Genomic DNA, 22,865 nt, shown 5'->3' with positions numbered 1-22,865 from the left:
AGCATTCTTGTGGCAGGCCGGTCGACACGGCACAATTGCGAATCCTTTACTGTCCCGTATGCCATGCCGTTCAATTTCCCGATTTTCCTGACGTGGGTACGGATCGTGCTGATTCCGCTCGTCGTCGGCGTGTTCTATCTGCCGGACACGGTGATGGACGGCGCGCACCGCAATCTCGCGGCGGCGGCGATCTTCATCCTCGCCGCGCTGACCGACTGGTTCGACGGCTTCCTTGCCCGCAAGTGGAACCAGACGTCGTCGTTCGGTGCGTTTCTCGACCCGGTGGCGGACAAGCTGATGGTGACGGCCGCGCTGTTGATCCTCGTGCAGATTTCGCGGGTCGACGCGGCGATCGCGCTCGTGATCGTCGGGCGCGAGATCGCGATTTCGGCGCTGCGTGAATGGATGGCGCAGATCGGCGCGTCGAAGAGCGTCGCGGTGAATCAGCTCGGCAAGTTCAAGACCGCATGCCAGATGGTCGCGATTCCGATGCTGCTGTTCTACGGGCCGCTGCCGCTCGGCATCGTGACGATCGATACGCGCGTGTGGGGCGAGTGGCTGATGTATCTCGCCGCGGTGCTGACCATCTGGTCGATGCTGTACTACATGAAGCTCGCATGGCCGCAGATTCGCGAGCGCGGCGGCGCGTGATCCGCGCGGCATGGGCCGGCGGTTTTTGTAAAAAGGGCTGGAAAAGCCCTTGACACACGAATGTGCCTTCGACATAATCTCGCTTCTCCGCTGCACGACGAAGTAAGAAGTGTGTGACGGGGAAGCAGCAGCGTAGCGATACGCGGGAGTAGCTCAGTTGGTAGAGCGCAACCTTGCCAAGGTTGAGGTCGCGAGTTCGAGACTCGTCTCCCGCTCCAGATTTTTTCTGGCAGCGTGTAGTACGGCAAAGCGCTGCGGATGCAGGACACATGCGGGAGTAGCTCAGTTGGTAGAGCGCAACCTTGCCAAGGTTGAGGTCGCGAGTTCGAGACTCGTCTCCCGCTCCAGATTTTTCTGGCAGCGTGTAGTACGGCGAAGCGCTGCAGATGCAGGACAATGCGGGAGTAGCTCAGTTGGTAGAGCGCAACCTTGCCAAGGTTGAGGTCGCGAGTTCGAGACTCGTCTCCCGCTCCAGGTAACGGGGAAGCCACGCTTCCCTTTTTATTTGATGGACTTCCGGTCCTCGAATGAAAATCTGTCGCTTGCCTCACGGCATCCGGACAGTCCGCTTTTGGCGCGATAGCAAAGCGGTTATGCAGCGGCCTGCAAAGCCGTTTAGGCCGGTTCGACTCCGGCTCGCGCCTCCAGAAAAAGCCCCGCTTCGGCGGGGCTTTTCTTTTTCTGCTCTGCTTCGTCGTTACTGATCCAGCTGGGTGAGGTTAATCGCCGCGAGCGGCCCACCCGGAAACTGGATGAGCCGACCTTCGTCCACACCGCCGAGATCGACCGGCGCGAAACCGAGGCGAACGATCAGCTCGCTGACGGATTTCTTTGCATCAGCATCTTGTCCGGCCAGGAACAGCACGCGTCGACCCCCGTCAACCTTGGGGCCAGAGGCCAGCGGCCCGGCGCTCAAATGATTGAACGCCTTCACAACCCTTGCTGCCGGCGCCCACTGCGCGACCAGCTCGCTGGAAGCACGACCGCCAAAATCGATAGCATGGAACGACGGTACGTTGTCGGCACCGATTCGTACTTCTACCGCGTTGTTTGCGTCGACTAGAACGCGGGCGTTCCACGGACCGAGATCCTTCAAGACAGTGGCCACCTGATCCCAAGGCACCGCGAGAAACACGATGTCAGCGCGTGCAGCCTCTTTTACGCTCACGGCTCGAATATAGGGGCCGAGTTCATCGGACAGCGCCTGTAGTGATTGCGGTCCGCGGCTGTTGGCAATGGACGCCGAGATGCCACTACGGGCGAGATTGCGCGCGATGGCCGAGCCAATGGCGCCGGCCCCAATGATTGCGATACTCATACTGGTTCCCTCTGGTTGAAAGTCATTTCGTAGAGGGACTTTATGCTCGTTGAGCCTTTACAGGTAGTTGAATGCAAGTAGAATCAGTTTCAATCAATATTTGAAGCTGCTCATGGAAAGTCTTGCCAACCTGGAGTGCTTCGTCCGGAGCGCCGAGTCAGGAAGCTTTTCGGCGGCTGCACGCAGGCTCGCGCTTACGCCTGCAGCGGTCAGCCGCAACGTTGCGCATCTTGAGCGCAACCTGGGCGTCCAACTGTTTCAACGTAGCACGCGCGGCCTGACCCCCACCGAAGCGGGCGACCGCTTTCTGCTGTCGGTGCGGAGCGGTCTCGACAGTATCCAAGGTGCGATTGCGGATCTCATGGTCAATGCCGCGAAACCCTCGGGCGTTCTGAAATTGAGCGTTCCAGCGGGTTTCGGAATGGACTATCTGTTACCGCTGATGCCTGCTTTCCTGGAACGCTATCCTGAGGTGAGGCCGGATTGGTTTTTCGATAATCGGCCGGTCGATCTCATCGGGGAAGGATTCGACGTGGCAATTGGGGGCGGTTTCGAGCTCCCTGCCGGTATGGTGGCTCGCGAGTTGGGCCGAATTCATTTGATTGCGGTGGCATCACCGGCATTCATGGCCGGTAAACTTCCCCCGAAAGATCCCGCTGATCTCGCGAGACTGGGAAGCGTGACGATGCGTTCGCCGCTAAGCAGTCGTCAGCGCGCATGGGTCATGCGCAACTCGGCCGGCACCGAGATGGCCGTAGCAGAAAAGCCGGTGATGCTGGTCAATGACCCCGATGCGGTATGTCGGTCGGCGCTACTGGGTATTGGCGTCGGTGTGGTTTCGCTGCTACATGCAGCGCCACACCTCGCCAGCGGCGCCCTGGTGCGAGTGCTGGAAGATTGGCATGTCGATGCTGGGCCATTGTCGTTGTATTTTTCGAACCAAAAGCTCCTGCCAGCCAAAACACGCGCGTTCGTGGACTTCATCACCGAGTCATTTCGGGCGCAGAAGTTGCCGAGGATTGAGCGCAATCGGAAGTAACGCCGAAGATGGTGGAGCCGCCAGCCGCCATGCAAAGACCCGCCTTCAGAAAGCCGCTACCTTGGCGGTTAAGCCGTATAAGTAATCGAAGTAAAGACCCGTACGAGGGCTTGCAAACCGTTCAGGCCGGTTCGATCCCGCCCGCGCCTCCAGGCAGAGCGAGATAATGCCTCGCTACGGCGAGGCTCTTCTTTTTTGCGTCGCTTTGAACAATCGCACACGATGCATGCGACGGCCGCCCATCAATTACCCGTCCACCGGCTGCACCGGTGTCTCGAGCTTCAACTGATAGAACGCCGCATCGAGCCAGCGGCCGAACTTGAATCCCGCCTCGGCGATCGTGCCCGCGTGCACGAATCCCAGTTTCGTATGCAGCGCGATGCTTCCGGCATTGGTCGCGTCGATGCAGCCGACCAGCACGTGCACCTGCGCTTCGCGCGCACGCCGCACCACTTCGCGCAGCAGCAGTTCGCCGAGCCCGCGGCCGCGCTGATCGTTGCGCACGTACACGCTGTGTTCGACCGTGTACTTGAAGGCCGGGAACGCGCGGAACGTCCCCCAGCTCGCGAAGCCCAGCAGCGTGCCCGCGGCGTCGACGGCGCCGAAGACCGGAAAGCCGCCCGCGCGCTTCGTCGCGAACCACGCGACCATTGCTTCCGGCGGCCGCGGCCGGTAGTCGTACAGTGCGGTCGAGTTCACGATCGCGTCGTTCAGGATCTCGAGAATGGCCGCTGCGTGTTCGGCCTCGCTGCAATCGATCAGGCGCACGTCGTCGCGCTGTGACGGGGAGTTCATACGGGTTCCTTCCTGTTGGCTCTAAATCGGGTGCGCACTCGACGCGCGCATCACGCGCTCCGCACGGCGGCGGATGCGTCGCAGATCGCGACGACATAGCGCGCGGCATGCGACGACGGATTGCTGAAGATCAGTGGTCGGTCGAGCCGCATGGCCAGGCAGTCGCCTTCGCGAAGCTCGTGTAGCGCATCGCCCAACGTGACGTCGACGCGGCCGCTGATGATCCACACCTGCTGATGCAGCGCGCTTTCGCGCCCGCCGCTGTCGTATGCGACGCGCGCGCCGGGCGGGAAATCGACCTCGACGAGCTGGAGCGGCGACGGCCAGCCGGCCGGCGACAGGTTGCGCCGCACATAGCCGGACGCCGGGTCGCGCCATTCGGCCTGCTGCGCGCGGCGGGCCAGCGGCTGCGCGGGCGCGTCGTCCCGGTCGCCGCCGAACAGCCCGGCGAGCGACACGCCGAGGCCGGCCGCGAGCTTGTCGAGCACGACGGCCGTCGGGCTGGCCGACGCGCGTTCGATGAGCGAGATCATCGAACGGCTGACACCGGAACGCGCGGCCAGCGCATCGAGCGTGTAGCCTCGAACGGCGCGCAGATCGCGCACGCGCCGGGCAATGCGTTCGTTGATACCGGCGTCGTCGGCCGTGGGAATCGCTGATTCTTTCATGATGGATTTATTTTCCAGCAAGATGGAATTCGATGTCAACGGCATTCCCCGACGCGGATTGAAGAAGGGGACGGAACCGAACGGCTTGCTCGGTCATCAGGCGCAGCGTAATATACGAAACAGCTACGTTTCGTTTAATTGGGGATATATGGGCATCATCAAGATTTCCGAGCACATGCATGAGCGGCTGCGCTCGACGAGCACGGCGCTGAGCCGTTCGATCAACGCGCAGGCCGAACACTGGCTGCGCGTCGGAATGCTGGCGGAGCTCAATCCGTCGCTGTCCTACGGCGACATCTGCAAGATGTTGATCGACGCAGAGGCGCGTGGCGGCGACGTGGGGCCGGCGGAACCGGTCGCGCAGCATATCGAGCAGGTGGCGTAATGGCGAAACGCGAAATCCCGATCCGCGGTGCCGCGGAAATCGCCAAGTCGCGCGAAGCTGCGAAGCTCGCGTCGCAGGTGCTGACGATGATCACCGAGCATGTGAAGCCGGGTGTCACCACCGACGAGCTGGATGCGCGCTGCCGCGAATACATCGTCGACGAATTGGGCGCGATTCCCGCGAACATCGGCTACCACGGCTATCCGAAGACGCTGTGCACGTCGGTCAACCACGTGGTCTGTCACGGCATTCCGACGTCGCGGCCGATGCGCGACGGCGACATCGTGAACCTCGACATCGCGGTGATCAAGGACGGCTGGTTCGGCGATACGAGCCGCATGTATTTCGTCGGCGAACCGAACGCGCTCGCGCGGCGGCTCGTCGCGGCGACCTACGAGGCGATGCACGCCGGCATCCGCGCGGTGCGCCCCGGCGCGACGCTCGGCGACGTCGGCTATGCGATACAGCAGGTCGCCCATCGCGAAGGGTTCAGCGTGGTGCGCGAATATTGCGGGCACGGCATCGGCGACGTCTATCACGACGAACCGCAGGTGCTGCACTACGGTCGCCCGGGCACCGGCCTGCCGCTGCGGCCGGGGATGATCTTCACGATCGAGCCGATGCTGAACGCGGGCAAGCGCGATACGCACGTGCTGGCCGACGGCTGGACGGTCGTCACGAAGGACCATTCGCTGTCCGCGCAATGGGAGCACATGGTCGTGGTGACGGAAACGGGCGTCGAGGTGCTGACCGAGGACGCGAAGCCGCAGGCGTTCGCCGCGCTTTCCGGCACGCACGCGGCCTGACGGCGACCGTGTGCCGCATACGGCGGCGCGGCGTTGCAATGAAACGGGCTCCTTCGCGGAGCCCGTTTCGTTTGACGCGGCCAGCGCCGCGGCGCCGCTGCGCTTAACCGCGCGCCTTCTGCCACGCGTGTTCGACGAACACGCGGCACAGCGCTTCCATGCCACGGCGGTCTTCGTCGTCGAAGCGCGCGGCGACCGGACTGTCGACGTCCCATACGCCGATCAGCGTGCCGTCGCCGGCCACCAGCGGCACGACGATTTCCGATTCCGACGCCGCATCACAAGCGATATGGCCGGGGAAGTCGTGCACGTCGCGCACGACCTGCGTCTCGCGCGTCTGCGCGGCGGTGCCGCACACACCCTTGCCGAGCGCGATCCGCACGCACGCGGGCTTGCCCTGGAACGGGCCGACTACGAGTTCGGTGCCGTCGAAGAAGTAGAAGCCCGCCCAGTTCAGGCGATCGAGCGAGTGATAGACGAGCGCGGAAAAATTCGCCGCGTTCGCGATCAGGTCGCGTTCGGATTCGACGAGCGCGCGCGCCTGCTCGACGAGCGTCGCGTATTGGTCGGCCTTGGAGGCGGTAGGGTCGTTGGACAGCGTGAACATGGCGGGAAAGCGATAGAGGTTGTGAAAGCGCGCACTGCGCGTACCGCAGTCTACGGCACGCGCGCGCGGTCTGCAGCGCAGGGGCGTGGGCGATGCGGCGCGTTCAGTCCGGTTCGAGTTCGGCGAACCGCTCGGCCAGAAAGTCGAGCAGCGCCCGTACCGCGGGCAGCAGCCCGCGGCGCGACGCGAACACCGCGTGCACGATTTCGCGGCGGGGCGCCCAGTCGGGCAGCACCGTGACCAGCTCGCCGCGCGAAACTTCGTCGCGCACCATCATCGTCGGCAATTGCACGACGCCGACGCCTGCGGCGGCCGCCGCGCGCAGCGCGAGCATCCCGCCCGTCACGAAGCGCGGCTGGTGATGGATTTCCGCGTGCGCGCCGTCGGGCCCGCGCAGCCGCCACACGTGCGTGGACTGCGGCACGCCGTGATCGAGGCTCGGCAGCCGCGCGAGATCGGCGGGAACGGCCGGTACGCCGTGCTCGCGCAGCAGCGCGGGGCTCGCGACGAGACACTGGCCGCGCTCGGCGAGCACGCGCAGCGCGAGATCGCTGTCCTCGAGCGGCGGCGGACGCACGCGGATCGCGACGTCGATTCCTTCGCCGACCACGTCAACGCGCCGATTCGTGGCTTCCAGGTGGATCTCGACGCGCGGGCACGCGGCCATGAACGCGGCGATCATCGTGCCGACCAGCGAATCGAGCAGCACGATCGGGCAACTGACGCGCACGATGCCGCGCGGCTCCTCGTGCAGCAGCGCAATCGCCTCGTCGGCGGCATCGGCCTCGACGAGCATCGCGCGGCAATGCGCGTAATAGGTCTGGCCGACGTCGGTGACCGTGAAGCGGCGCGTCGAACGCTGGATCAGCCGCATCCCGAGCCGCGCCTCGAGCAGCGCGATGCGGCGGCTCAGCTTCGATTTCGGCATGTCCAGCGCGCGCCCGGCCGGCGCGAAGCCGCCGTGTTCGACGACCTGCACGAAGTAGTAGAGATCGTTGAGATCCCGCGCTTTATCGTTCATGAAATGGAACGCTGAGTGCGATTTTGGCAGTCTACCGGATCGATCGTTCCATCTCTATATTGTCATCCATGGATGCGAAACACGGGTTTCGCCGCAATACGGAGAAGGGCAATGAAGAAGATCCAGGGTGTGTACAGTGCGCCGCGCGGTCATTGGGTCGGCGACGGTTTCCCGGTGCGTTCGATGTTCAGCTACCAGTCTCATGGCACGCACCTGAGCCCGTTCCTGCTGCTCGATTACGCGGGCCCGGCGACGTTCGAACCGACGAGCACGCCGCGCGGTGTCGGCCAGCATCCGCACCGCGGTTTCGAAACGGTGACGATCGTCTATGACGGCGAAGTCGCGCACCGCGACTCGACCGGCGCGGGCGGCACGATCGGCCCGGGCGACGTGCAGTGGATGACGGCCGCGAGCGGGATCCTGCACGAGGAATTCCACTCGGAGGCGTTCACGAAGCGGGGCGGCCCGCTCGAGATGGTGCAGCTGTGGGTGAACCTGCCCGCCGCGGACAAGATGGGCGCGCCCGGCTACCAGACGCTGCTGAACGCCGATATCCCGGTGGTCGAGTTGCCGGACGGCGCGGGACGGGCGCGGATCATCGCCGGTGAGCTCGACGGGCGGCGCGGCCCGGCCCGCACGCACACGCCGATCGACGTGTGGGACGTGCGGCTCGTCGCAGGCGGCCATGCGCGGTTCCCGGTCGCCGAAGGGCGTACGCTCGCGGTGGTCGTGCTGAGCGGCACCGTGCAGGTGAACGGCGAGACGGTGGCCCGCGAAGCGCAGTTCGTGCAACTGGGCCGCGACGGCAGCGACGTCGAGATCGAAGCGAACGGCGACGCGAAGCTGCTGATCCTGAGCGGCGAGCCGATCGACGAGCCGGTTGTCGGCTACGGTCCGTTCGTGATGAACTCGCAAGCGGAGATTCGTACCGCGATCGAGGACTTCAACAGCGGCCGCTTCGGCCAGATGCCGGCATGACGGCATGACGAGCAGGCCCCGCGCGATGCGGGGCCTTTTTTCGCATGCGGGCAGGCGGTCGCGCGCGAGGCGCGCTTCGAGGCATAATCGACGGTTGCCGCGCGCCGGTCGGCGCGCCCGACTCAGGACCGCACATGAACGCATCCGCCCCCGCCGCATCCCCGAGCACCGCCGATCTCGACTGGCGCTGGAAATCCTTCGACGCGCTCACGGCGCGAGAAATCTATGCGATCCTCGAAGCGCGCAGCGCCGTATTCGTCGTCGAACAGAACTGCGTGTATCGCGACATCGACGATGCGGACCAGGCCGCGTGGCATCTGGCGGCCTTCGATCCGGCCGGCCGTCTGGCCGGCTATCTGCGCGTGCTGCTGCCGGACGCGCAGCACACCGACGTGCGCATCGGCCGCGTGCTGACGACCGCCGCGTTTCGCGGCGCCGGGCTCGGCAACGGGCTGCTGTCGCGCGCGCTCGAGCATATCCGCGCGCAGTGGCCGGATACGCCGGTGAGCCTGCATGCACAGGCTCACTTGCAGCGTTTCTACGGAGCATTCGGCTTCACGCCGAGTTCGGACGTGCACGACGAGGACGGCATTCCGCACGTCTGGATGAGCAGCGCGCGCGCGTGACGCGCCGCGCTGCGCGGCAGTCAGTGCGCGCCGCGTGCGACGGGCGGTTCGTCCGTGCGCCGCGCGGCCCGTTCGCCGATCAGGCGCCCGCGCGCGGACAGCCGTAGCCAGTGCCGCAGCGCGATCAGCGCGCCGATCACGCTCATCATCGAACCGGGAATCCACAGCAGCAGGCCGCCGATCTGCTGGTCGCGCAGCGGGCTCAGCCACGTGAACGCGCGGCCGCAGATCGAATAGATCGGATACAGCTCGTGCGGCGTGAAGAAGATCAGCGCGCCGAGCGCGATCTGCGGCGGGATCGCCGCGACGACGATCAGGATCCGGCGGCCCGGCGACAGCCGCGCGGGCGGCGCGGGACGCGGATCGACGACGAGCCACCAGAACAGCAGCCCGTCGATCACCATGCTCCAGTTCATCACGCGATAGAGACGCCAGTCGAGCATCGCGATGAAGTGGATCGGCGACAGCAGCCAGAAATAGATCAGCCCGACGAACAGCACGACGGCGACGACCGGATGGAATACCACGTCGAGTGTCGCGCGCACCGGCGCCCACGCGAGCGCGGGGCGCACGAAGCGCTGCCGCCAGCGGAACGGAATGCCTGCGCGGATCGCCGCGCCCGGATAGGACAGCGCGATGAAGAACGGCCCGAGGTGATGCAGCACGAGGTGCTGCGCGCGGTGCATGAAGAATTCGTGCTCGAAGAAGTAGTCGAGCCGCGTATGCAGCGCGACGTAGAGCGCGGTCAGCCCGAACCAGCACGAGAACTGCCGCAGCGGCGACACCTTCGCTTTCTTCACGCCGCGTGCGAACAGCACGGCGGCCGCCAGCACCGCGATGACCACGGTCGGCGACGGTTCCCACGGATCGAGCCAGTACAGGAGGTTCATCGCGCGTGCATCACTTCGCCCGGGCCGGCGATTGCACGGCGAACGGCGTATCGACCGTTTCGCCGTCGGAGAACTTCAGGCGCAGATGCACGGTGTCGCCCGGCTTGATCGCGTGCTTGGGCTCCTCGAGCATGAAGTGATAGCCGCCCGGCGCGATGTCGACCTTGCCGCGCGCGGGGATCGTCAGCTTGTCGACCATCTCCATCTTCTGCGTCGAGCCGTTCGATACCGTCTGGTGCAGCATCGCCATCTCGTAGTCGGGGCTGTCGACGTCGACGAGGTCGATCGGCTTGTCGCCGGCGTTCACGAGCGTCACGTAGCCGCCCGCGGGCAGCTTGTTCGGCAGCCAGCGCACCCAGGCATTCTGCGCGCTGATCGCGCCGGCGGCATAGGCGTGGGCGCCGGCGCACAGCGCGGCGAGGAGGGCGAACGTCTTGAGGGTCGTTTTCGTGTTCATCGCGGAATTCAGGTCGTGGAGGCAGGGTCGATGATCCGACGCACATCGGCGGCGATGGCGTCGGGCGAATCGCGATCGGTCGCGAGCAGGCGCGCGCGACCGGTCGCGTCGAAGATGTAGACGGCCGAGCTGTGCGTCACTTCGTAGCCGCCGGACGGATCGCGCTTTTCCATCTGGTACGCGACGCGATAGCGCTTCGCGAGCGATTCGATCTGGCCGTCGGTGCCGGTCAGGCCGCGCGCGTGCGCGGCGTCGAACGCGGCGACATAGGACTGCATCGCCTGCGGCGTGTCGCGCGCGGGATCGACCGAGACGAACAGGATGCGCACGTGGTCCGCCTGCGGGCCGAGCTTCGCCAGCACTTCCATCAGCCGCGCCAGGGTTTCGGGGCAGACATCGGGGCAGTGCGTGTAGCCGAAGTAGACGAGCGCGACGCGGCCGCGGAACGCATCGGCATCGACGGGATGGCCGTCGCCGCCCGTCAGCTCGAACGACAGGTCGGGCAGGTGGCCGGTGACGTTGGTCAGGTTCCAGCGCGGCTCGTCGTGCGTGCACGCGGCGAGCGCCAGGGCGGCGGCGAGGACCGCGGCCGTGCGGATGAGGCGGGAGAGGCGCCGGCGCGGCGCGGGACAGGCAGACGGCATCTCAGGGACTGTTTCCATATGGAACGCGCAACCCCAAATTAAAAAATATTCTACGGGATTGTCCGAAACTGCCCGTATGGCGGCGTCGCGCGTCGCTTGTTTGGCTCGGCCAAACGGCGCTCCTCACTCGTTGCCCTACGAGCAATTTCGGACCTTCGCATGTGCGTGCCATACGGAAACGGTCCCCAAGCTCGCTCGGACTCAACGAGTAGCCGGCCGGCACGATGCCATGCGTCGCGCGGCAGGCGGTTGCGACTGTAGCGCAATTCGCGCGCCTGCGTCCTTTCGAAACCCGTACGGCGCGGGCGAGCGGGGCAATATGTCGCAGTTGACGCGGCGACCTGCGTGGTGTCCGCGCAGCTCCGGTTTCGCCCATCTGGACGCGCAGGCGCGGTAAGATGCGCACAACTCCATTCGCGCAGCGGCGGCCGGCATGTGCCGGCTGCCCCTCAGACTATCGAATCGATGCAATCCGTTCCGGCTTCCCTGTCCCTGACCGATACCGCGTTCTTCTTCGACTTCGACGGCACGCTCGTCGAACTGGCGCCGACGCCCGATAGCATTCGCGTTCCGCCGTCGCTGCTGACGCTGCTCGACGCGTTGTCGCGCCGCTCGCACGGCGCGGTCGCGATCGTGTCCGGGCGCGGCATCGACAACCTCGACACGTTCCTGAAGATGCCCGGCCTGCCGATCGCCGGCCTGCACGGCGCGGAGCGCCGCGATGCGAACGGCGACACGCAGCGCATCGGCTTCAACGACGAGCGCCTGCTGCGCATCGAGCGCGAGCTCGCGGACGTCGTCGACCGCCATCCGGGCATGCTGCTCGAGATCAAGGGCGCGGCCGTCGCGCTGCATTTTCGCAATGCGCCCGAGCGCGAGGCGGTGGCGCGCGAAGCGGCCGAGCGCCTCGTCGCCGACTATGCGGATGCGTACGTGCTGCAACCCGGCAAGATGGTGTTCGAGATCAAGCCGAAGGGCGTCGACAAGGGTCGCGCGCTGGCCGCGTTCCTCGACGAGCCGCCCTTTGCGGGCCGCGTGCCGCTGTTCGCGGGCGACGACCTGACCGACGAGAAGGGTTTTGCGGTGGTCAACGCGCGCGGCGGCCTGTCGATCAAGGTCGGTGCGGGCGAGACGTCCGCGCGCATGCGGCTCGATTCGGTCGACGCATTGCATGAGCAGATCGCATGCTGGCTCGGCGCGGGGCAGCCGCACGCATGAGCCGGCTCATCATCGTTTCAAACCGCGTCGCGCCGATTTCGGAAGGCGAACCGGCGGCGGGCGGCCTCGCGATCGGCGTCTACGACGCGCTGAAGGAAACCGGCGGCATGTGGTTCGGCTGGAGCGGCGAAGTGGTCGCGTCCGGCGCACCGCACCCGCAGATCCGCATCGAGGAGCGCGGGCCCGTGACGTTCGCGACGGTCGGGCTGTCGCGCCGCGATTACGACCAGTATTACCGCGGGTTCTCCAACGCGACGCTGTGGCCCGCGTTCCATTACCGCGCGGACCTGATCCAGTACGATCGCCACGAATTCGACGGCTATCGCCGCGTCAACGTCTGGCTCGCGCAGCAGCTCGTGCCGCTGCTGCAGGACGACGACGTGATCTGGGTGCACGACTATCACCTGATTCCGTTCGCGCGCGCGCTGCGCGACGCCGGCGTGAAGAACCGCATCGGCTTCTTCCTGCACATCCCGTTTCCGGCCGCGCAGGTGCTCGTCAACGTGCCGCCGCACCGCGAGCTCGTCGAGTCGCTGTGCGCGTTCGATCTGCTGGGCTTCCAGACCGAGCCCGATCTGCGCGCGTTCTGCGACTACGTCGAGTTCGAGGCGGACGGCGAAGTCGAGCACGACGGGCACACGGTGCGCGTACGCGCGTTCGGCCAGACGCTGCGCGCGGCCGCCTATCCGATCGGTGTCTATCCGGACGAGATCGCGTCGCTCGCGCAGGCGGGCGAGCACGGCAAGGCGGTGCGCACGCTCGCGACGTCGCTGCGTGGGCGGCAACTGATCATGAGCGTCGACCGGCTCGATTATTCGAAGGGGCTCGTCGAACGATTCCGTGCGTTCGAGAAGCTGCTCGAGCACCAGGCGTCGATCCGCAACCGCGTGTCGTTCCTGCAGATCGCGCCGTCGACGCGTGCGGACCTGCGTGCGTACCAGGACATCCGCCTGCAGCTGGAAGCGGAGTCGGGGCGTATCAACGGGCGCTACGCGGAGCTCGACTGGGCGCCGATCCTCTACATTCACCGTCAGTACGACCGTCAGGTGCTGGCCGCGCTGTACCGGCTCGCGCGCGTGGGTTTCGTGACGCCGCTGCGCGACGGGATGAACCTCGTCGCGAAGGAATACGTGTCCGCGCAGAATCCGGACGATCCGGGCGTGCTGGTGCTGTCGCGTTTCGCGGGCGCCGCGCGCGAGCTCACGGGCGCGCTGATCGTCAATCCGATCGATATCGACGGAATGGCCGATGCGCTGTCGCAGGCGCTGACGATGCCGCTCGCCGAGCGGCGCGCGCGCTATGCGGACATGATCGCGCAGCTTCGCGAGAACAACGTGTCGGTGTGGCGGGACAATTTCCTGCGCGATCTGCAGCAGGTCTGATCCGTTCCGTTGCTGTCGGCGCAATTGAAAAAGCCGCCGTGCGAGAAGCACGGCGGCTTTTTCATTGGCGCGATGCCGGCGCGTCAGGCCACGCGTTCGCCGGTCGGCGTGTTGCCGTCGGGGGCCGCATGATGGCGGCCGTGCTGCTTCGCGAGCAGGTCGCGATACAGGCCGGGGCGGCTGCGCAGCACGTCGGGCGGGCCGTCGTCGATCACCTTGCCGTTGTTCATCACGATGATGCGGTCGAAGTTGCGCAGCGTCGACAGGCGGTGCGCGATCGCGATCACCGTGCGGCCGACCATCAGGCGGTCGAGCGCGCTCTGGATCGCTTCCTCGGACGCACTGTCGAGCGCCGACGTCGCTTCGTCGAGCAGCAGGATCGGCGCATCCTTCAGGATCGCGCGCGCGATCGCGATACGCTGGCGCTGGCCGCCCGACAGCTTGACGCCGCGGTCGCCGACGATCGTGTCATAGCCTTCCGGCATCGCTTCGATGAACTCCGCGCAGCGCGCGTCGCGCGCGGCGGCGAGCACTTCGTCGCGGGTCGCGTCGGGGCGGCCGTACGCGATGTTGTCGTAGATCGTCCGGTGCAGCAGCGAGATGTCCTGCGGCACCAGCGCGATCGCGTGGCGCAGGCTGTCCTGCGTGATGCCCTTCACGTCCTGGCCGTCGACCTTCACCGCGCCGTCCTGCGTGTCGTAGAAGCGCTGCAGCAGCGCGAGCACGGTCGACTTGCCGGCGCCCGACTTGCCGATCAGGCCGACGCGCTGGCCCGGCTCGATATGAAGGTCGAAGTGGTCGAGGATCGCGCGGCGGTGCGGGTATGCGAACGTCACGCGCTCGAAGTCGACGCGGCCGCCCTTGGCCGACAGCGGCTGCGCGTCCGAGCGGTCCGGCATGCCGTGCGGTTCGAGCAGCGTCTTCACGGCTTCGGACAGGCGTGCGACGTGCTGGGTGACGTCGACGAGCGCGACCGCGAGATCGCGCGTGCCGTGCAGGATCGTGAAGCCGAGCGAGCTGACGAGCACGATGTCGCCCGACGTCGCGCGGCCTTGATCCCACAGCCACAGCGCCCAGCCGAGCAGGCCGGCGGACAGCATCGCGGTGATCACCGCATGCAGCAGCCGCAGCTTTTCGAGATAGAGCAGGCTCTGCTGGCGCGCATCCATCTCGGCCTTCACCGTCGCGCTGAAGCGCTTCTGTTCGCGCAGCGTCATCCCGAACGCGCGCACGAGGCCCATGTTGCCGATCACGTCGACGAGCTCGCCGTCGACCGCCGCGGCCTTCGCCGCGAACGCATGGTGGCGCGCGGAGCCGCGGCCGGCGAGCTTGAACAGGATGACGGACAGCACGGCCGAGCAGCCCAGCAGGCCGGCCGCCATCAGCGGATTGACGACGATGATCATCAGGATCGCGCCCATCACCGCGATGCATGGCGGCAGCACGTTCCACGCCATCGTGTTCTCCGACGTGTAGACCGCGTTCGACGTGGCCGTGATGCGGCTGGCGAGCGTGCCCGGCTGCTTCTCCGAGTAATACGTCGGCGAATGGCCGATCAGGTACTGGAACAGGTCGCGCCGCAGGTCGCCCGTGACCGCGACGAACGTGTGCGCGGCGACCCAGCCGCCGACGCGCCACAGCAGGTTGTCGGCCGCGATCAGCCCGACGAGCAGCGCGAACGCACTCCACAGCGGGCCCGGGTGATGGCGTCCGGTCGCCAGCACGTCGATCAGGTGCTTGATCGCATATTGCGAGCCGAGCGCGCAGCCGACGGCGGCCAACACGCTGCAGAGCACGACCAGGTGCGCGACGGGGTGGAGGCGGATGTAGCGGAACAGGAACGCGATCGGCCGGTGCGCGTAGCTCGACAGCTTCGCGTTGTGGGCGTTGCGCTGGGCGGGGGTGAGAGATTCCAAAATATGCGTGCGGTGATTCGGTGAGTGAGCGAGGCGGCTGGGTCGCAGGCCGGCGTTCGCCCGGACTGAATAATCCGGCATTGTAAACAACGCCGCGCGTCGCGCTGCGCGAATCTTGCCTTGGCCAGGGGCTCGCGCTCGATTTTGAGATAAAATCCGGCATCCCGTCCTGCGTCGTATGCCGGAATCGCGCTGCCGGCAGCTGCGGGTTAACAAGGATCGCCAAAACGGCCTTCCACTCTAGAACGGACGCCCGAGTCCGCGGGTTGCAAAGTGTTGCGCCTTTGTAACAAAGTAAAGTGTTTGAAATGTCGTGCGCCGTATCGGGATTAACCCTAGATAATCGGCTCCGGGTTCGATTCCAGGTTTTTTTACGAACCCCTGTCAACGGGTCTTCGTTTCAAACGTTCTATGCCTGTCGCGTCGCCGACGCTCCTTGAGCAGCGCGGGTTTCGACGCTCCCGGCAGGCCGATTCGTCCGATGTTCGGGCGACGCGCAGCCAGCCCGGACCGCCGGCAGGTTGCCGACCCATACCTGGTTTTTTGCCGATTTTTTAGGAGTTACGCATGCGAATCGCCCAAATCGCTCCGTTGCACGAAGCGGTGCCCCCGAAACTGTACGGTGGTACCGAGCGAGTGGTGTCCTACCTCACCGAAGCACTCGTCGAGATGGGGCATGACGTCACGCTCTTCGCGAGCGGCGATTCGCAAACGTCCGCGAAGCTCGAAGCGTGCTGGCCGCAGGCGCTGCGCCTCGACCCGACGATCCGCGACGTGATGGCTCCGCACATGCTGCTCCTCGAGCAGGTGCGCCGCCGCGCGGAAGAGTTCGATGTCCTGCACTGCCACATCGACTACTACCCGTTCTCGCTGTTCTCGCGCCAGCCGGTCCCGCATCTGACGACGATGCACGGCCGTCTCGACCTGCCGGAACTGCAGCCGATCTTCAATGCGTTCAGCGACGTGCCGGTCGTGTCGATCTCCGACAACCAGCGCATTCCGCTGCCGCAGGCGAACTGGCTGTCGACCGTCTACCACGGCCTGCCGGAAAACCTGCTGACGCCGATCCCGAACGTGAAGCCGAGCTACCTCGCGTTCCTCGGCCGCATCTCGCCGGAGAAGCGCGTCGACACGGCGATCCGCATCGCCGAGCAGGCCGGGCTGCCGATCAAGATCGCCGCGAAGCTCGACAAGGCCGACCGCGCGTACTACGAAGAGAAGATCAAGCCGCTGTTCGCGCTGCCGCACGTCGAGTACATCGGCGAAATCAGCGAGTCGGAGAAGACCGAATTCCTCGGTAACGCGCATGCGCTGCTGTTCCCGATCGACTGGCCGGAGCCCTTCGGCCTGGTGATGATCGAGGCGATGGCCTGCGGCACGCCGGTGATCGCGTTCAAGCGCGGCTCGGTGCCGGAAGTGATCGACAACGGCGTGTCGGGCTTCGTCGTCGAAGACGAGCTGTCGGCCGTCGCCGCGCTCAAGCGCCTCGATACGCTGCCGCGCGCGCAGGTTCGCGCCGCGTTCGAAGCCCGTTTCTCGTCGAAGGTGATGGCGCAGAATTACGTGAAGGGCTACGAGGAACTGCTGCGCCAGAAGCGCCGCACGGTGCTCCGCGAAGTCAACGCGAGCTGATTGCGGGCCGCCGCCGCGCGGCCGTCGCGACGCCCCGTCCGGGTTTGCCGGCGGGGCGTTGTCACATCCGCGGCGCGGATCTGTTGTATTCTCGCCGCGCCCGACGCTGCGAACCGCCCCCGAAGCGGCCCGCCACGCCATCCGGCCATCTGTCCAGACGGTAATGTCCCTATAATGGCCGTGCCGTGAAATCCGGCCGGTACGAATATCCAGAGGAGAGCAGTCTTGGCGAGAACGAAAACCACGCGCGCAGCGCCGGCCCCCGGCGCCGGCGTGATCTTCGCGTTGCGCGCGATCGGTCTCGTGCTGCTCGCGCGCTGGCTGTTCTCGATGTCGCAGATGGGCTATCGCTCGTCGCTGTCGGCGATGGTGTCGTCGCCGTGGGCATTCGTCTACCTGATCCTGATCTTCCTGCTGCTCGCATTGCCCGGCGCCGCCGCACGGGCCGAGCGCCCGTTCCATCCGCTGCCGCAGTGGCTGCGCCAGGCGCTGCGCGCGTTCGCGCTGATCGGTCTCCTGTTCGCCGTATGGTCGATCGGTGCATTCACGTGGGCGGCCGGCTGGCGCCGCGCACTGCATGCGGTGACGGCGACCAACGGCTGGCTCGTCGCCGCGCCGGCGCTGTACGCGGCGATCGTCTGGATCTGCCGGCCCCGGCCGCTGTGGCGGACCAACGTGGCCGCGCGCCGCTTCGCGGTTGGCCGGTATGCGATTTCGCTCGACGTGCTGACGCGTACCGCGATCGTCTGGATGGAAAGTCGCAAGGTCGGCCAGTACGACGCGCGCGAGCTGTCGGTGCGCTGGCCCGGCCACGCGGCGCCCGCCGCGGGCGAGCAGGGCGCGCAGCCGGCGGTCGTGCCGCCGCGCCGCGGCAGCCTGTTCAATCGGCCGAAGGTCGAGCTGCTGTGGGATTCGCCGGCCGCTGTCGGTCACAACCGGCAGACCGTGATGCGCACGCCGCTCGCGACCGAAGGCGACCGCGTCGCGGTGCTCGCGCTCGACGCGGCGCTCAAGCAGATCGTCTGACAGGGCTCGCGCACCGGGCGCGGGCGACAAGGAGGCGCGATGATCGTCCATTGGTTGCTGGCTGCCATTCATCTGAGTGCGTTCGGCGTCGCGTTTGCCGCGATCGCGGGGCGTAACCGCGCGTTGCGCCGGCTCGTCGCGTCGGCGCAGGCGGCCGATTTGCCCGGCGTGTTCAAGGCCGATGCGGTCTGGGGGCTGTCCGCGCTCGTGCTGATCGCGACGGGCCTTGCACGCGCGTTCGGCGGTTTCGAGAAAGGGACCGCTTACTACCTGCACGAACCGCTCTTTCACCTGAAGATGACCGCGCTCGTGCTGATCCTTCTGCTCGAGATCGCGCCGATGCTGGGGCTGATCCGCTGGCGTGTCGCCGCGCGGCGGCAGCAGATGCCCGATATCGGCCGTGCGCGCGCTTATGTGCGGATCGGCCACTGGCAGGCGGTGCTGGTGATCGTCATCGTGTTCGCCGCGTCGGGGATGGCGCGGGGGATAGGGGCGCCCGGCTAGGGGTGCCTGGCTAGGGACGCCCGGCTAGGGACGCCCGGTTAAGGGCGTCCGGCCGGACACCCGGCTAGGACTGACCTGCCAGGCGCGGCCACGCAAGTCCGGCATGGCGACAACCATCCGGATCCCGTCCCGCTCGCGACGCGTTTCCAGCCCGGCGCCAGCCGGACCGGCCGCGCACGGCGTCGTGCCTGCCGATTCCCGTCCGACCGGGCGGTTCCGCCGCCCGGCTCGCCCCATGCTCAGCGCACAAGGCAGGGGCGCTTGTTGTTGAACGTCCAGCCCGGGATCAGATACTGCATCGCCGCCGCGTCGTCGCGGGCGCCGAGGCCGTGCTGCTTGTACAGCTCGTGTGCGCGCGCGACCGCATCCATGTCGATGTCGATGCCGAGCCCCGGCCGCTTCGGCACTTCCACCAGCCCGTTCTCGATTTTCAGCGGCTCGCGCGTCAGCCGTTCGCCGTCCTGCCAGATCCAGTGCGTATCGATCGCGGTGACCTGGCCCGGCGCCGCGGCCGCGACGTGCGTGAACATCGCAAGCGACACGTCGAAGTGGTTGTTCGAATGCGAACCCCACGTGAGGCCCCAGTCGCGGCACATCTGCGCGACCCGCACCGACCCCTGCATCGTCCAGAAGTGCGGATCGGCGAGCGGGATGTCGACGGCGTGCAACTGCACCGCATGGCCCATCTGCCGCCAGTCGGTCGCGATCATGTTGGTTGCCGTCGGCAGCCCCGTCGCGCGGCGGAATTCGGCCATCACCTCGCGGCCCGAATAACCGTTCTCCGCGCCGCAAGGATCTTCCGCATACGCGAGCACGTGATGCTGGTCGCGGCACAGCCGCACGGCCTCGTCGAGCGACCATGCGCCGTTCGGATCGAGCGTCACGCGCGCGTCGGGGAAGCGCTCGGCGAGCGCCGTCACGGCTTCGATCTCGCGTGCCCCCTCGAATACGCCGCCCTTCAGCTTGAAGTCGTTGAAGCCGTAGCGCGCATGCGCGGCTTCGGCGAGCCGCACGACGGCTTCGGGCGTCAGCGCGGCTTCGTCGCGCACGCGCGTCCAGTCGTCGGTTGCGCCGCGGCCGTCGCGGTAGGGCAGCGCGGTCTTCGTGCGATCGCCGATGTAGAACAGGTAGCCGAGCATTTCGACGCGCTCGCGCTGCTGGCCTTCCCCAAGCAGCGCGGCGACCGGCACGCCCAGATGCTGGCCGAGCAGGTCGAGCAGCGCGGCTTCGAGCGCGGTGACCGCGTGGATCGTCGTGCGCAGGTCGAAGGTCTGCAGCCCGCGGCCGCTCGCGTCGCGGTCGGCGAAGGTGCGCCGCACGTCGTTGAGCACCGCATGATGGTTGCCGATCGATTGGCCGACGACCAGTGCGCGCGCGTCGTCGAGCGTGCGGCGGATGCTTTCGCCGCCGGGCACTTCGCCGACGCCCGTGCGGCCCGCGCTGTCCTTCAGGATCACGAGGTTGCGAGTGAAGAACGGGCCGTGCGCGCCGCTCAGGTTGAGCAGCATGCTGTCGTGGCCGGCGACCGGAATCGCTTGCAGGTCGACGATGCGCGGCGTGTCGTGGGAGGGCGAGGCAGTGACGGCGTTCATGGGCGGCGATGGCGAAAGAGTGGGCGATGCCGTGCGGCAAAAGCTTTGCTGCGCGCGGCGGGAGGTGCGATCATTCGACAACCGACGTGCGCGGCGCGCAAGCCCGCACGTCGACGCAACCCCGGAACGGGGTGGGAGCGACAGCCGGCCGGTGGCGCGCAGAACGCGAACGCGGGTCGATCGTCGCGCACGGGACCGGGCGTGCCGAACAGCCGACCTGAGTCGACAGGAGATCCGTGCGCCGATCATCAGTCGTCGGATGACTTGTGACGCAGTATAATGAATCATCGGCTTTCGCTCAAACCCCGCGTAAACCCTCGGCTCACATTACGATCATTCAAAAAGGAACCGGCCACATGTCCGTGCCTACGCTTCCCGCAGCGCCGCGCCGTCGCGCACGCAGCCTCGCACAAGATGTCGTCGACGCGCTGACCGCGCAGATCGAAAACGGCACGCTGCGTCCCGGCGACAAGCTGCCGACCGAAACCGAAGTCATGGCGGCACAGGGCGTGAGCCGCACGGTCGTGCGCGAGGCGATCTCGCGGATGCAGGCGAGCGGCCTCGTCGAGACGCGCCACGGCATCGGCAGCTTCGTGCTGGAGCCGTCGCGCCGCCAGACGCTCGGCATCGATCCCGCGACGATCACGACGCTGCGCGACGTGCTCGCGGTGCTGGAGTTGCGCATCAGCCTCGAAAGCGAGTGCGCGAGCCTCGCTGCACAGCGCGCGAACGATACCGACCTCGCCGCGCTGCGGCGCGCGCTCGACGCGATCGCGACGGGCGCGGGCAGCGGCCGCGACACCGCGCAACTCGATTTCCAGTTCCATCTGCAGATCGCCCAGTCCACCGGCAACCGCTATTTCGTCGACATCATGACGCAGCTCGGCACGTCGATCATCCCGCGCACGCGCGTGAATTCGGCGCGCTTTGCCGGCGACGACCTCGAGCGCTACGTCGGCCGGCTGAACCACGAGCACGAGGACATCTACGAGGCGATCGCGCGCCACGACCCGGAAGCCGCCCGCGCCGCGATGCGCACGCACCTCACGAACAGCCGCGAGCGGCTGCGCCGCGCGCACGAGGCAGCCGAAGCCGAGGCCGGCTGACCGTCAAGTCTCGCGGGACGCGCATGGCTGCGTGTCCCGCCGCAGGGCATCAACATCAGTCGTCATACAAGGTTGGCATGACCGCCTCGATCTCGGCGGCCACGCGGCGTTTCCGCCGCCGGCCGCCTCCGTCGCCGATTAGCCCCCCTTCGTCACGATCGTTTTCCACGCGCCGTTCTTCACCTGGTACAGCGTCGACATCCCGCTCTTCAGCGAGCCGTCGTTCGAGAACGAGATACGGCCGGTCACGCCTTCGAAGTCGATTTTCTTGAGCGCCGGGCGATAGGCCTTCGGGTCGGTCGAACCGGCCGCCTGCATCGCCTTGATCGCCGCCCACGCGGCGTCGTAGCCGAACTGCGCGTACGACAGCACGTCGACGCCGAAGCGCTTCTTGAAGCGCGCCTCGAAATCCTTCCCCTGCGGCAGCTCGTCGAGCGGCCGGCCGTATTCCCACGCCATCGCGCCTTCGGCGGCCGGCCCCGCGATCTTGATGAATTCGTTGTCCTTCACGCCGCCGCCGCCGACGAACTGCGCGTTCAGCCCGAGCTGTCGCATCTGCTTGATGAAGTTCGCGGCGAGCGAATCGAGGCCGCCGAAGAAGATCAGGTCGGGGTTCTTGGCCTTCAGGCTCGTGATCTGCGCGCGGAAATCGACCGCCTGGTTGCTCGTGAACTCACGCCCGATGAGGTTGCCGCCCGCGGCTTTCACCGCCTTCTCGAATTCGTCGGCCTCGCCCTGGCCGAACGCCGTGCGGTCGTCAATGATCGCGATGCGCTTCGCCTTCGTCACGTCGACCGCGTACTTGCCCGCGTTGCCGGCATTCTGGCCGTCGGTCGCGATCACCATGAACATGTTCGCGAGCCCGCGCGACGTGAGCGTCGGATTGGTCGCGGCCGGGTCGATCACCGGAATGCCGGCCTTGTCGTAGACCACCGACGCCGGGATCGTCGTCCCCGAGTTGAAGTGACCGACCACGACCGACACGTTTTGGTCGACCAGCGCCTGCGCGGCCTGCACGCCGATGCGCGGGTCGGCCTGGTCGTCCTGCACGACGAGATTGAAACGGGCAGGCTTGCCGGCGATCTGCACCTTCTGCGCGACCGCATCGTCGAGCGCGAGTTGTACGCCGTTTTGCAGATCCTTGCCGTAGCCGGCGTTCACGCCCGTGAGCGGCGCGGCGAAGCCGACTTTCACGTCGGTTGCGTCGGCAGCCTGGGCGGCCTGTTGCGAGAGGAGGACAAGCGCGGATGCAATCGACACCGACAGCAGGGAATGACGGAATTTCATGTTGTTCCTCTTGTTCGACACCTGCGAGTGGGTACCGCACGCGTTCGGGCGGGCTGGCGCGTGCGACGGGCGGGCGGTTCGACCGCTTCTCGGAATCGGGCGGGGAGGTCGGCATCGCGATTCTCGGAAACATCTCCCGTCAGGCTCCGCGAAGAGCCCCGATTGCCTCGATATATAGGTCGCCGATATGCACGGGTCTTGGAAATTTGCCGCGCATTCGATGCGGATTTGCGCATAGCTTCCGCGCGTGCGCAGGCGGCCGGTATCGGGAATTTCCCGTCGCGAACGGAATGGGTGGGGAGGAAGGGGGCAGAGCG

23 protein-coding genes and 4 tRNA genes are annotated in these 22,865 nt (G+C 66.6%); 16 read left to right on the top strand and 11 right to left on the bottom strand.

Going from position 1 to position 22,865, the window contains the following annotated elements; genetic code table 11:
* Nucleotides 1-63 precede the first annotated feature (63 nt).
* From pgsA to WS96_RS26760, 5 genes are all read left to right on the top strand, one after another.
* Nucleotides 64-651 (top strand): CDP-diacylglycerol--glycerol-3-phosphate 3-phosphatidyltransferase, encoded by a 588-nt coding sequence (gene pgsA, locus WS96_RS26780; RefSeq protein ID WP_059836704.1) that lies wholly within the window; start codon nt 64-66, stop codon nt 649-651.
* Nucleotides 652-793: 142 nt separating this feature from the next.
* Nucleotides 794-869 (top strand) — tRNA-Gly (locus WS96_RS26775).
* 53 nt (nt 870-922) lie between these two features.
* Nucleotides 923-998, top strand: a tRNA-Gly gene (locus WS96_RS26770).
* A gap of 51 nt (nt 999-1,049) precedes the next feature.
* A tRNA-Gly gene (locus tag WS96_RS26765) sits at nt 1,050-1,125 on the top strand.
* 99 nt (nt 1,126-1,224) lie between these two features.
* Nucleotides 1,225-1,298 (top strand) — tRNA-Cys (locus WS96_RS26760).
* Between the two features lie 50 nt (nt 1,299-1,348).
* Here the strand turns inward: WS96_RS26760 and WS96_RS26755 are convergent.
* The gene (locus WS96_RS26755) at nt 1,349-1,969 is read right to left on the bottom strand and encodes an NADPH-dependent F420 reductase (protein ID WP_059836702.1); all 621 of its coding nucleotides are present in this window, start codon (nt 1,967-1,969) and stop codon (nt 1,349-1,351) included.
* A 112-nt stretch (nt 1,970-2,081) separates the two neighbouring features.
* Here WS96_RS26755 and WS96_RS26750 point away from each other — a divergent pair, with 112 nt between their 5' ends.
* Entirely contained in the window at nt 2,082-3,008 is a 927-nt protein-coding gene (locus tag WS96_RS26750; RefSeq protein WP_059836978.1) for a LysR family transcriptional regulator, read from the top strand.
* Nucleotides 3,009-3,254: 246 nt separating this feature from the next.
* Here the strand turns inward: WS96_RS26750 and WS96_RS26745 are convergent, their stop codons facing one another.
* Both WS96_RS26745 and WS96_RS26740 read right to left on the bottom strand, forming a co-directional pair.
* Nucleotides 3,255-3,803 carry a GNAT family N-acetyltransferase gene (locus tag WS96_RS26745; RefSeq protein WP_034206794.1) on the bottom strand — a complete coding sequence of 183 codons (549 nt, stop codon included), beginning with the start codon at nt 3,801-3,803 and terminating at the stop codon, nt 3,255-3,257.
* 50 nt (nt 3,804-3,853) lie between these two features.
* Nucleotides 3,854-4,471: a helix-turn-helix domain-containing protein gene (locus WS96_RS26740; RefSeq protein WP_059501561.1), complete on the bottom strand. Its 618-nt coding sequence runs from the start codon at nt 4,469-4,471 to the stop codon at nt 3,854-3,856.
* Between the two features lie 148 nt (nt 4,472-4,619).
* Here WS96_RS26740 and WS96_RS26735 point away from each other — a divergent pair, with 148 nt between their 5' ends.
* Complete coding sequence (locus WS96_RS26735; protein ID WP_059836700.1) at nt 4,620-4,856, top strand: ParD-like family protein; 237 nt, start codon at nt 4,620-4,622, stop codon at nt 4,854-4,856.
* Nucleotides 4,856-5,662, top strand: a complete 807-nt coding sequence (gene map / locus WS96_RS26730) for a type I methionyl aminopeptidase (RefSeq protein ID WP_059836699.1) — start codon at nt 4,856-4,858, stop codon at nt 5,660-5,662. The genes WS96_RS26735 and map overlap by 1 nt, the downstream gene beginning before the upstream one ends.
* Before the next feature lie 103 nt (nt 5,663-5,765).
* On the opposite strand, the gene WS96_RS26725 is transcribed toward map, so the two are convergent.
* On the bottom strand, nt 5,766-6,269 hold the full coding sequence (locus WS96_RS26725) for a GAF domain-containing protein (RefSeq protein WP_034206798.1): 504 nt from the start codon (nt 6,267-6,269) through the stop codon (nt 5,766-5,768).
* Nucleotides 6,270-6,372: 103 nt separating this feature from the next.
* Nucleotides 6,373-7,290, bottom strand: coding sequence for a LysR family transcriptional regulator (locus WS96_RS26720; RefSeq protein ID WP_059836697.1), 918 nt, complete (start codon nt 7,288-7,290; stop codon nt 6,373-6,375).
* A 111-nt stretch (nt 7,291-7,401) separates the two neighbouring features.
* Between WS96_RS26720 and WS96_RS26715 the strand changes: the two genes are divergently transcribed.
* The gene (locus WS96_RS26715; protein WP_059824191.1) at nt 7,402-8,268 is read left to right on the top strand and encodes a pirin family protein; all 867 of its coding nucleotides are present in this window, start codon (nt 7,402-7,404) and stop codon (nt 8,266-8,268) included.
* A gap of 134 nt (nt 8,269-8,402) precedes the next feature.
* On the top strand, nt 8,403-8,894 hold the full coding sequence (locus WS96_RS26710) for a GNAT family N-acetyltransferase (protein WP_059836695.1): 492 nt from the start codon (nt 8,403-8,405) through the stop codon (nt 8,892-8,894).
* Nucleotides 8,895-8,914: 20 nt separating this feature from the next.
* On the opposite strand, the gene WS96_RS26705 is transcribed toward WS96_RS26710, so the two are convergent.
* From WS96_RS26705 to WS96_RS26695, 3 genes are read right to left on the bottom strand one after another with little or no spacing between them, the layout of a single operon-like run.
* Nucleotides 8,915-9,784: a cytochrome c oxidase assembly protein gene (locus WS96_RS26705; protein WP_059836693.1), complete on the bottom strand. Its 870-nt coding sequence runs from the start codon at nt 9,782-9,784 to the stop codon at nt 8,915-8,917.
* A 10-nt stretch (nt 9,785-9,794) separates the two neighbouring features.
* Entirely contained in the window at nt 9,795-10,241 is a 447-nt protein-coding gene (locus tag WS96_RS26700) for a copper chaperone PCu(A)C (protein ID WP_059836691.1), read from the bottom strand.
* Nucleotides 10,242-10,249: 8 nt separating this feature from the next.
* Nucleotides 10,250-10,885, bottom strand: a complete 636-nt coding sequence (locus tag WS96_RS26695; protein ID WP_059824183.1) for an SCO family protein — start codon at nt 10,883-10,885, stop codon at nt 10,250-10,252.
* A gap of 465 nt (nt 10,886-11,350) precedes the next feature.
* Here WS96_RS26695 and otsB point away from each other — a divergent pair, with 465 nt between their 5' ends.
* Together otsB and otsA are read left to right on the top strand one after the other, a co-directional pair.
* Nucleotides 11,351-12,103, top strand: a complete 753-nt coding sequence (otsB, locus tag WS96_RS26690) for a trehalose-phosphatase (protein ID WP_059836689.1) — start codon at nt 11,351-11,353, stop codon at nt 12,101-12,103.
* A complete protein-coding gene (otsA, locus tag WS96_RS26685; RefSeq protein ID WP_059836687.1) occupies nt 12,100-13,485 on the top strand; it encodes an alpha,alpha-trehalose-phosphate synthase (UDP-forming) in 1,386 nt (461 codons plus the stop codon). Before otsB ends, otsA begins: the two co-directional genes overlap by 4 nt.
* An 83-nt stretch (nt 13,486-13,568) precedes the next feature.
* Here the strand turns inward: otsA and WS96_RS26680 are convergent, their stop codons facing one another.
* Nucleotides 13,569-15,401: an ABC transporter ATP-binding protein gene (locus tag WS96_RS26680; RefSeq protein ID WP_034206807.1), complete on the bottom strand. Its 1,833-nt coding sequence runs from the start codon at nt 15,399-15,401 to the stop codon at nt 13,569-13,571.
* 567 nt (nt 15,402-15,968) lie between these two features.
* Here WS96_RS26680 and WS96_RS26675 point away from each other — a divergent pair.
* From WS96_RS26675 to WS96_RS26665, 3 genes are all read left to right on the top strand, one after another.
* Complete coding sequence (locus WS96_RS26675) at nt 15,969-17,033, top strand: glycosyltransferase family 4 protein (RefSeq protein ID WP_059836685.1); 1,065 nt, start codon at nt 15,969-15,971, stop codon at nt 17,031-17,033.
* Nucleotides 17,034-17,258: 225 nt separating this feature from the next.
* Entirely contained in the window at nt 17,259-18,059 is an 801-nt protein-coding gene (locus WS96_RS26670; RefSeq protein WP_059836683.1) for a hypothetical protein, read from the top strand.
* Nucleotides 18,060-18,098: 39 nt separating this feature from the next.
* The gene (locus WS96_RS26665) at nt 18,099-18,563 is read left to right on the top strand and encodes a DUF2214 family protein (protein WP_059836682.1); all 465 of its coding nucleotides are present in this window, start codon (nt 18,099-18,101) and stop codon (nt 18,561-18,563) included.
* 239 nt (nt 18,564-18,802) lie between these two features.
* Here the strand turns inward: WS96_RS26665 and gudD are convergent, their stop codons facing one another.
* Nucleotides 18,803-20,155 carry a glucarate dehydratase gene (gudD, locus tag WS96_RS26660; protein ID WP_059836680.1) on the bottom strand — a complete coding sequence of 451 codons (1,353 nt, stop codon included), beginning with the start codon at nt 20,153-20,155 and terminating at the stop codon, nt 18,803-18,805.
* A gap of 356 nt (nt 20,156-20,511) precedes the next feature.
* On the opposite strand from gudD, the gene WS96_RS26655 reads away from it, so the two are divergent.
* Nucleotides 20,512-21,261, top strand: a complete 750-nt coding sequence (locus tag WS96_RS26655) for a FadR/GntR family transcriptional regulator (RefSeq protein WP_034206811.1) — start codon at nt 20,512-20,514, stop codon at nt 21,259-21,261.
* A gap of 138 nt (nt 21,262-21,399) precedes the next feature.
* Here WS96_RS26655 and WS96_RS26650 read toward each other — a convergent pair whose 3' ends face one another.
* Nucleotides 21,400-22,548, bottom strand: coding sequence for a branched-chain amino acid ABC transporter substrate-binding protein (locus WS96_RS26650; protein WP_059836678.1), 1,149 nt, complete (start codon nt 22,546-22,548; stop codon nt 21,400-21,402).
* Nucleotides 22,549-22,865 lie beyond the last annotated feature (317 nt).

The sequence above is a fragment of the Burkholderia sp. MSMB1835 genome, from assembly GCF_001526365.1.
Classification (GTDB): Bacteria; Pseudomonadota; Gammaproteobacteria; order Burkholderiales; family Burkholderiaceae; genus Burkholderia.
The sequence above is the reverse complement of the archived record's forward strand: the minus strand, read 5'-3'. Positions and strand labels throughout refer to the sequence as shown.

What these genes read in the sequence shown, in the direction of transcription:
- pgsA (WP_059836704.1), top strand. Translation starts at nt 64, where the DNA reads ATGCCGTTCAATTTCCCGATTTTCCTGACGTGGGTACGGATCGTGCTG.
- WS96_RS26755 (WP_059836702.1), bottom strand. Translation starts at nt 1,969, where the DNA reads ATGAGTATCGCAATCATTGGGGCCGGCGCCATTGGCTCGGCCATCGCG.
- WS96_RS26750 (WP_059836978.1), top strand. Translation starts at nt 2,082, where the DNA reads ATGGAAAGTCTTGCCAACCTGGAGTGCTTCGTCCGGAGCGCCGAGTCA.
- WS96_RS26745 (WP_034206794.1), bottom strand. Translation starts at nt 3,803, where the DNA reads ATGAACTCCCCGTCACAGCGCGACGACGTGCGCCTGATCGATTGCAGC.
- WS96_RS26740 (WP_059501561.1), bottom strand. Translation starts at nt 4,471, where the DNA reads ATGAAAGAATCAGCGATTCCCACGGCCGACGACGCCGGTATCAACGAA.
- WS96_RS26735 (WP_059836700.1), top strand. Translation starts at nt 4,620, where the DNA reads ATGGGCATCATCAAGATTTCCGAGCACATGCATGAGCGGCTGCGCTCG.
- map (WP_059836699.1), top strand. Translation starts at nt 4,856, where the DNA reads ATGGCGAAACGCGAAATCCCGATCCGCGGTGCCGCGGAAATCGCCAAG.
- WS96_RS26725 (WP_034206798.1), bottom strand. Translation starts at nt 6,269, where the DNA reads ATGTTCACGCTGTCCAACGACCCTACCGCCTCCAAGGCCGACCAATAC.
- WS96_RS26720 (WP_059836697.1), bottom strand. Translation starts at nt 7,290, where the DNA reads ATGAACGATAAAGCGCGGGATCTCAACGATCTCTACTACTTCGTGCAG.
- WS96_RS26715 (WP_059824191.1), top strand. Translation starts at nt 7,402, where the DNA reads ATGAAGAAGATCCAGGGTGTGTACAGTGCGCCGCGCGGTCATTGGGTC.
- WS96_RS26710 (WP_059836695.1), top strand. Translation starts at nt 8,403, where the DNA reads ATGAACGCATCCGCCCCCGCCGCATCCCCGAGCACCGCCGATCTCGAC.
- WS96_RS26705 (WP_059836693.1), bottom strand. Translation starts at nt 9,784, where the DNA reads ATGAACCTCCTGTACTGGCTCGATCCGTGGGAACCGTCGCCGACCGTG.
- WS96_RS26700 (WP_059836691.1), bottom strand. Translation starts at nt 10,241, where the DNA reads ATGAACACGAAAACGACCCTCAAGACGTTCGCCCTCCTCGCCGCGCTG.
- WS96_RS26695 (WP_059824183.1), bottom strand. Translation starts at nt 10,885, where the DNA reads ATGCCGTCTGCCTGTCCCGCGCCGCGCCGGCGCCTCTCCCGCCTCATC.
- otsB (WP_059836689.1), top strand. Translation starts at nt 11,351, where the DNA reads ATGCAATCCGTTCCGGCTTCCCTGTCCCTGACCGATACCGCGTTCTTC.
- otsA (WP_059836687.1), top strand. Translation starts at nt 12,100, where the DNA reads ATGAGCCGGCTCATCATCGTTTCAAACCGCGTCGCGCCGATTTCGGAA.
- WS96_RS26675 (WP_059836685.1), top strand. Translation starts at nt 15,969, where the DNA reads ATGCGAATCGCCCAAATCGCTCCGTTGCACGAAGCGGTGCCCCCGAAA.
- WS96_RS26665 (WP_059836682.1), top strand. Translation starts at nt 18,099, where the DNA reads ATGATCGTCCATTGGTTGCTGGCTGCCATTCATCTGAGTGCGTTCGGC.
- gudD (WP_059836680.1), bottom strand. Translation starts at nt 20,155, where the DNA reads ATGAACGCCGTCACTGCCTCGCCCTCCCACGACACGCCGCGCATCGTC.
- WS96_RS26655 (WP_034206811.1), top strand. Translation starts at nt 20,512, where the DNA reads ATGTCCGTGCCTACGCTTCCCGCAGCGCCGCGCCGTCGCGCACGCAGC.
- WS96_RS26650 (WP_059836678.1), bottom strand. Translation starts at nt 22,548, where the DNA reads ATGAAATTCCGTCATTCCCTGCTGTCGGTGTCGATTGCATCCGCGCTT.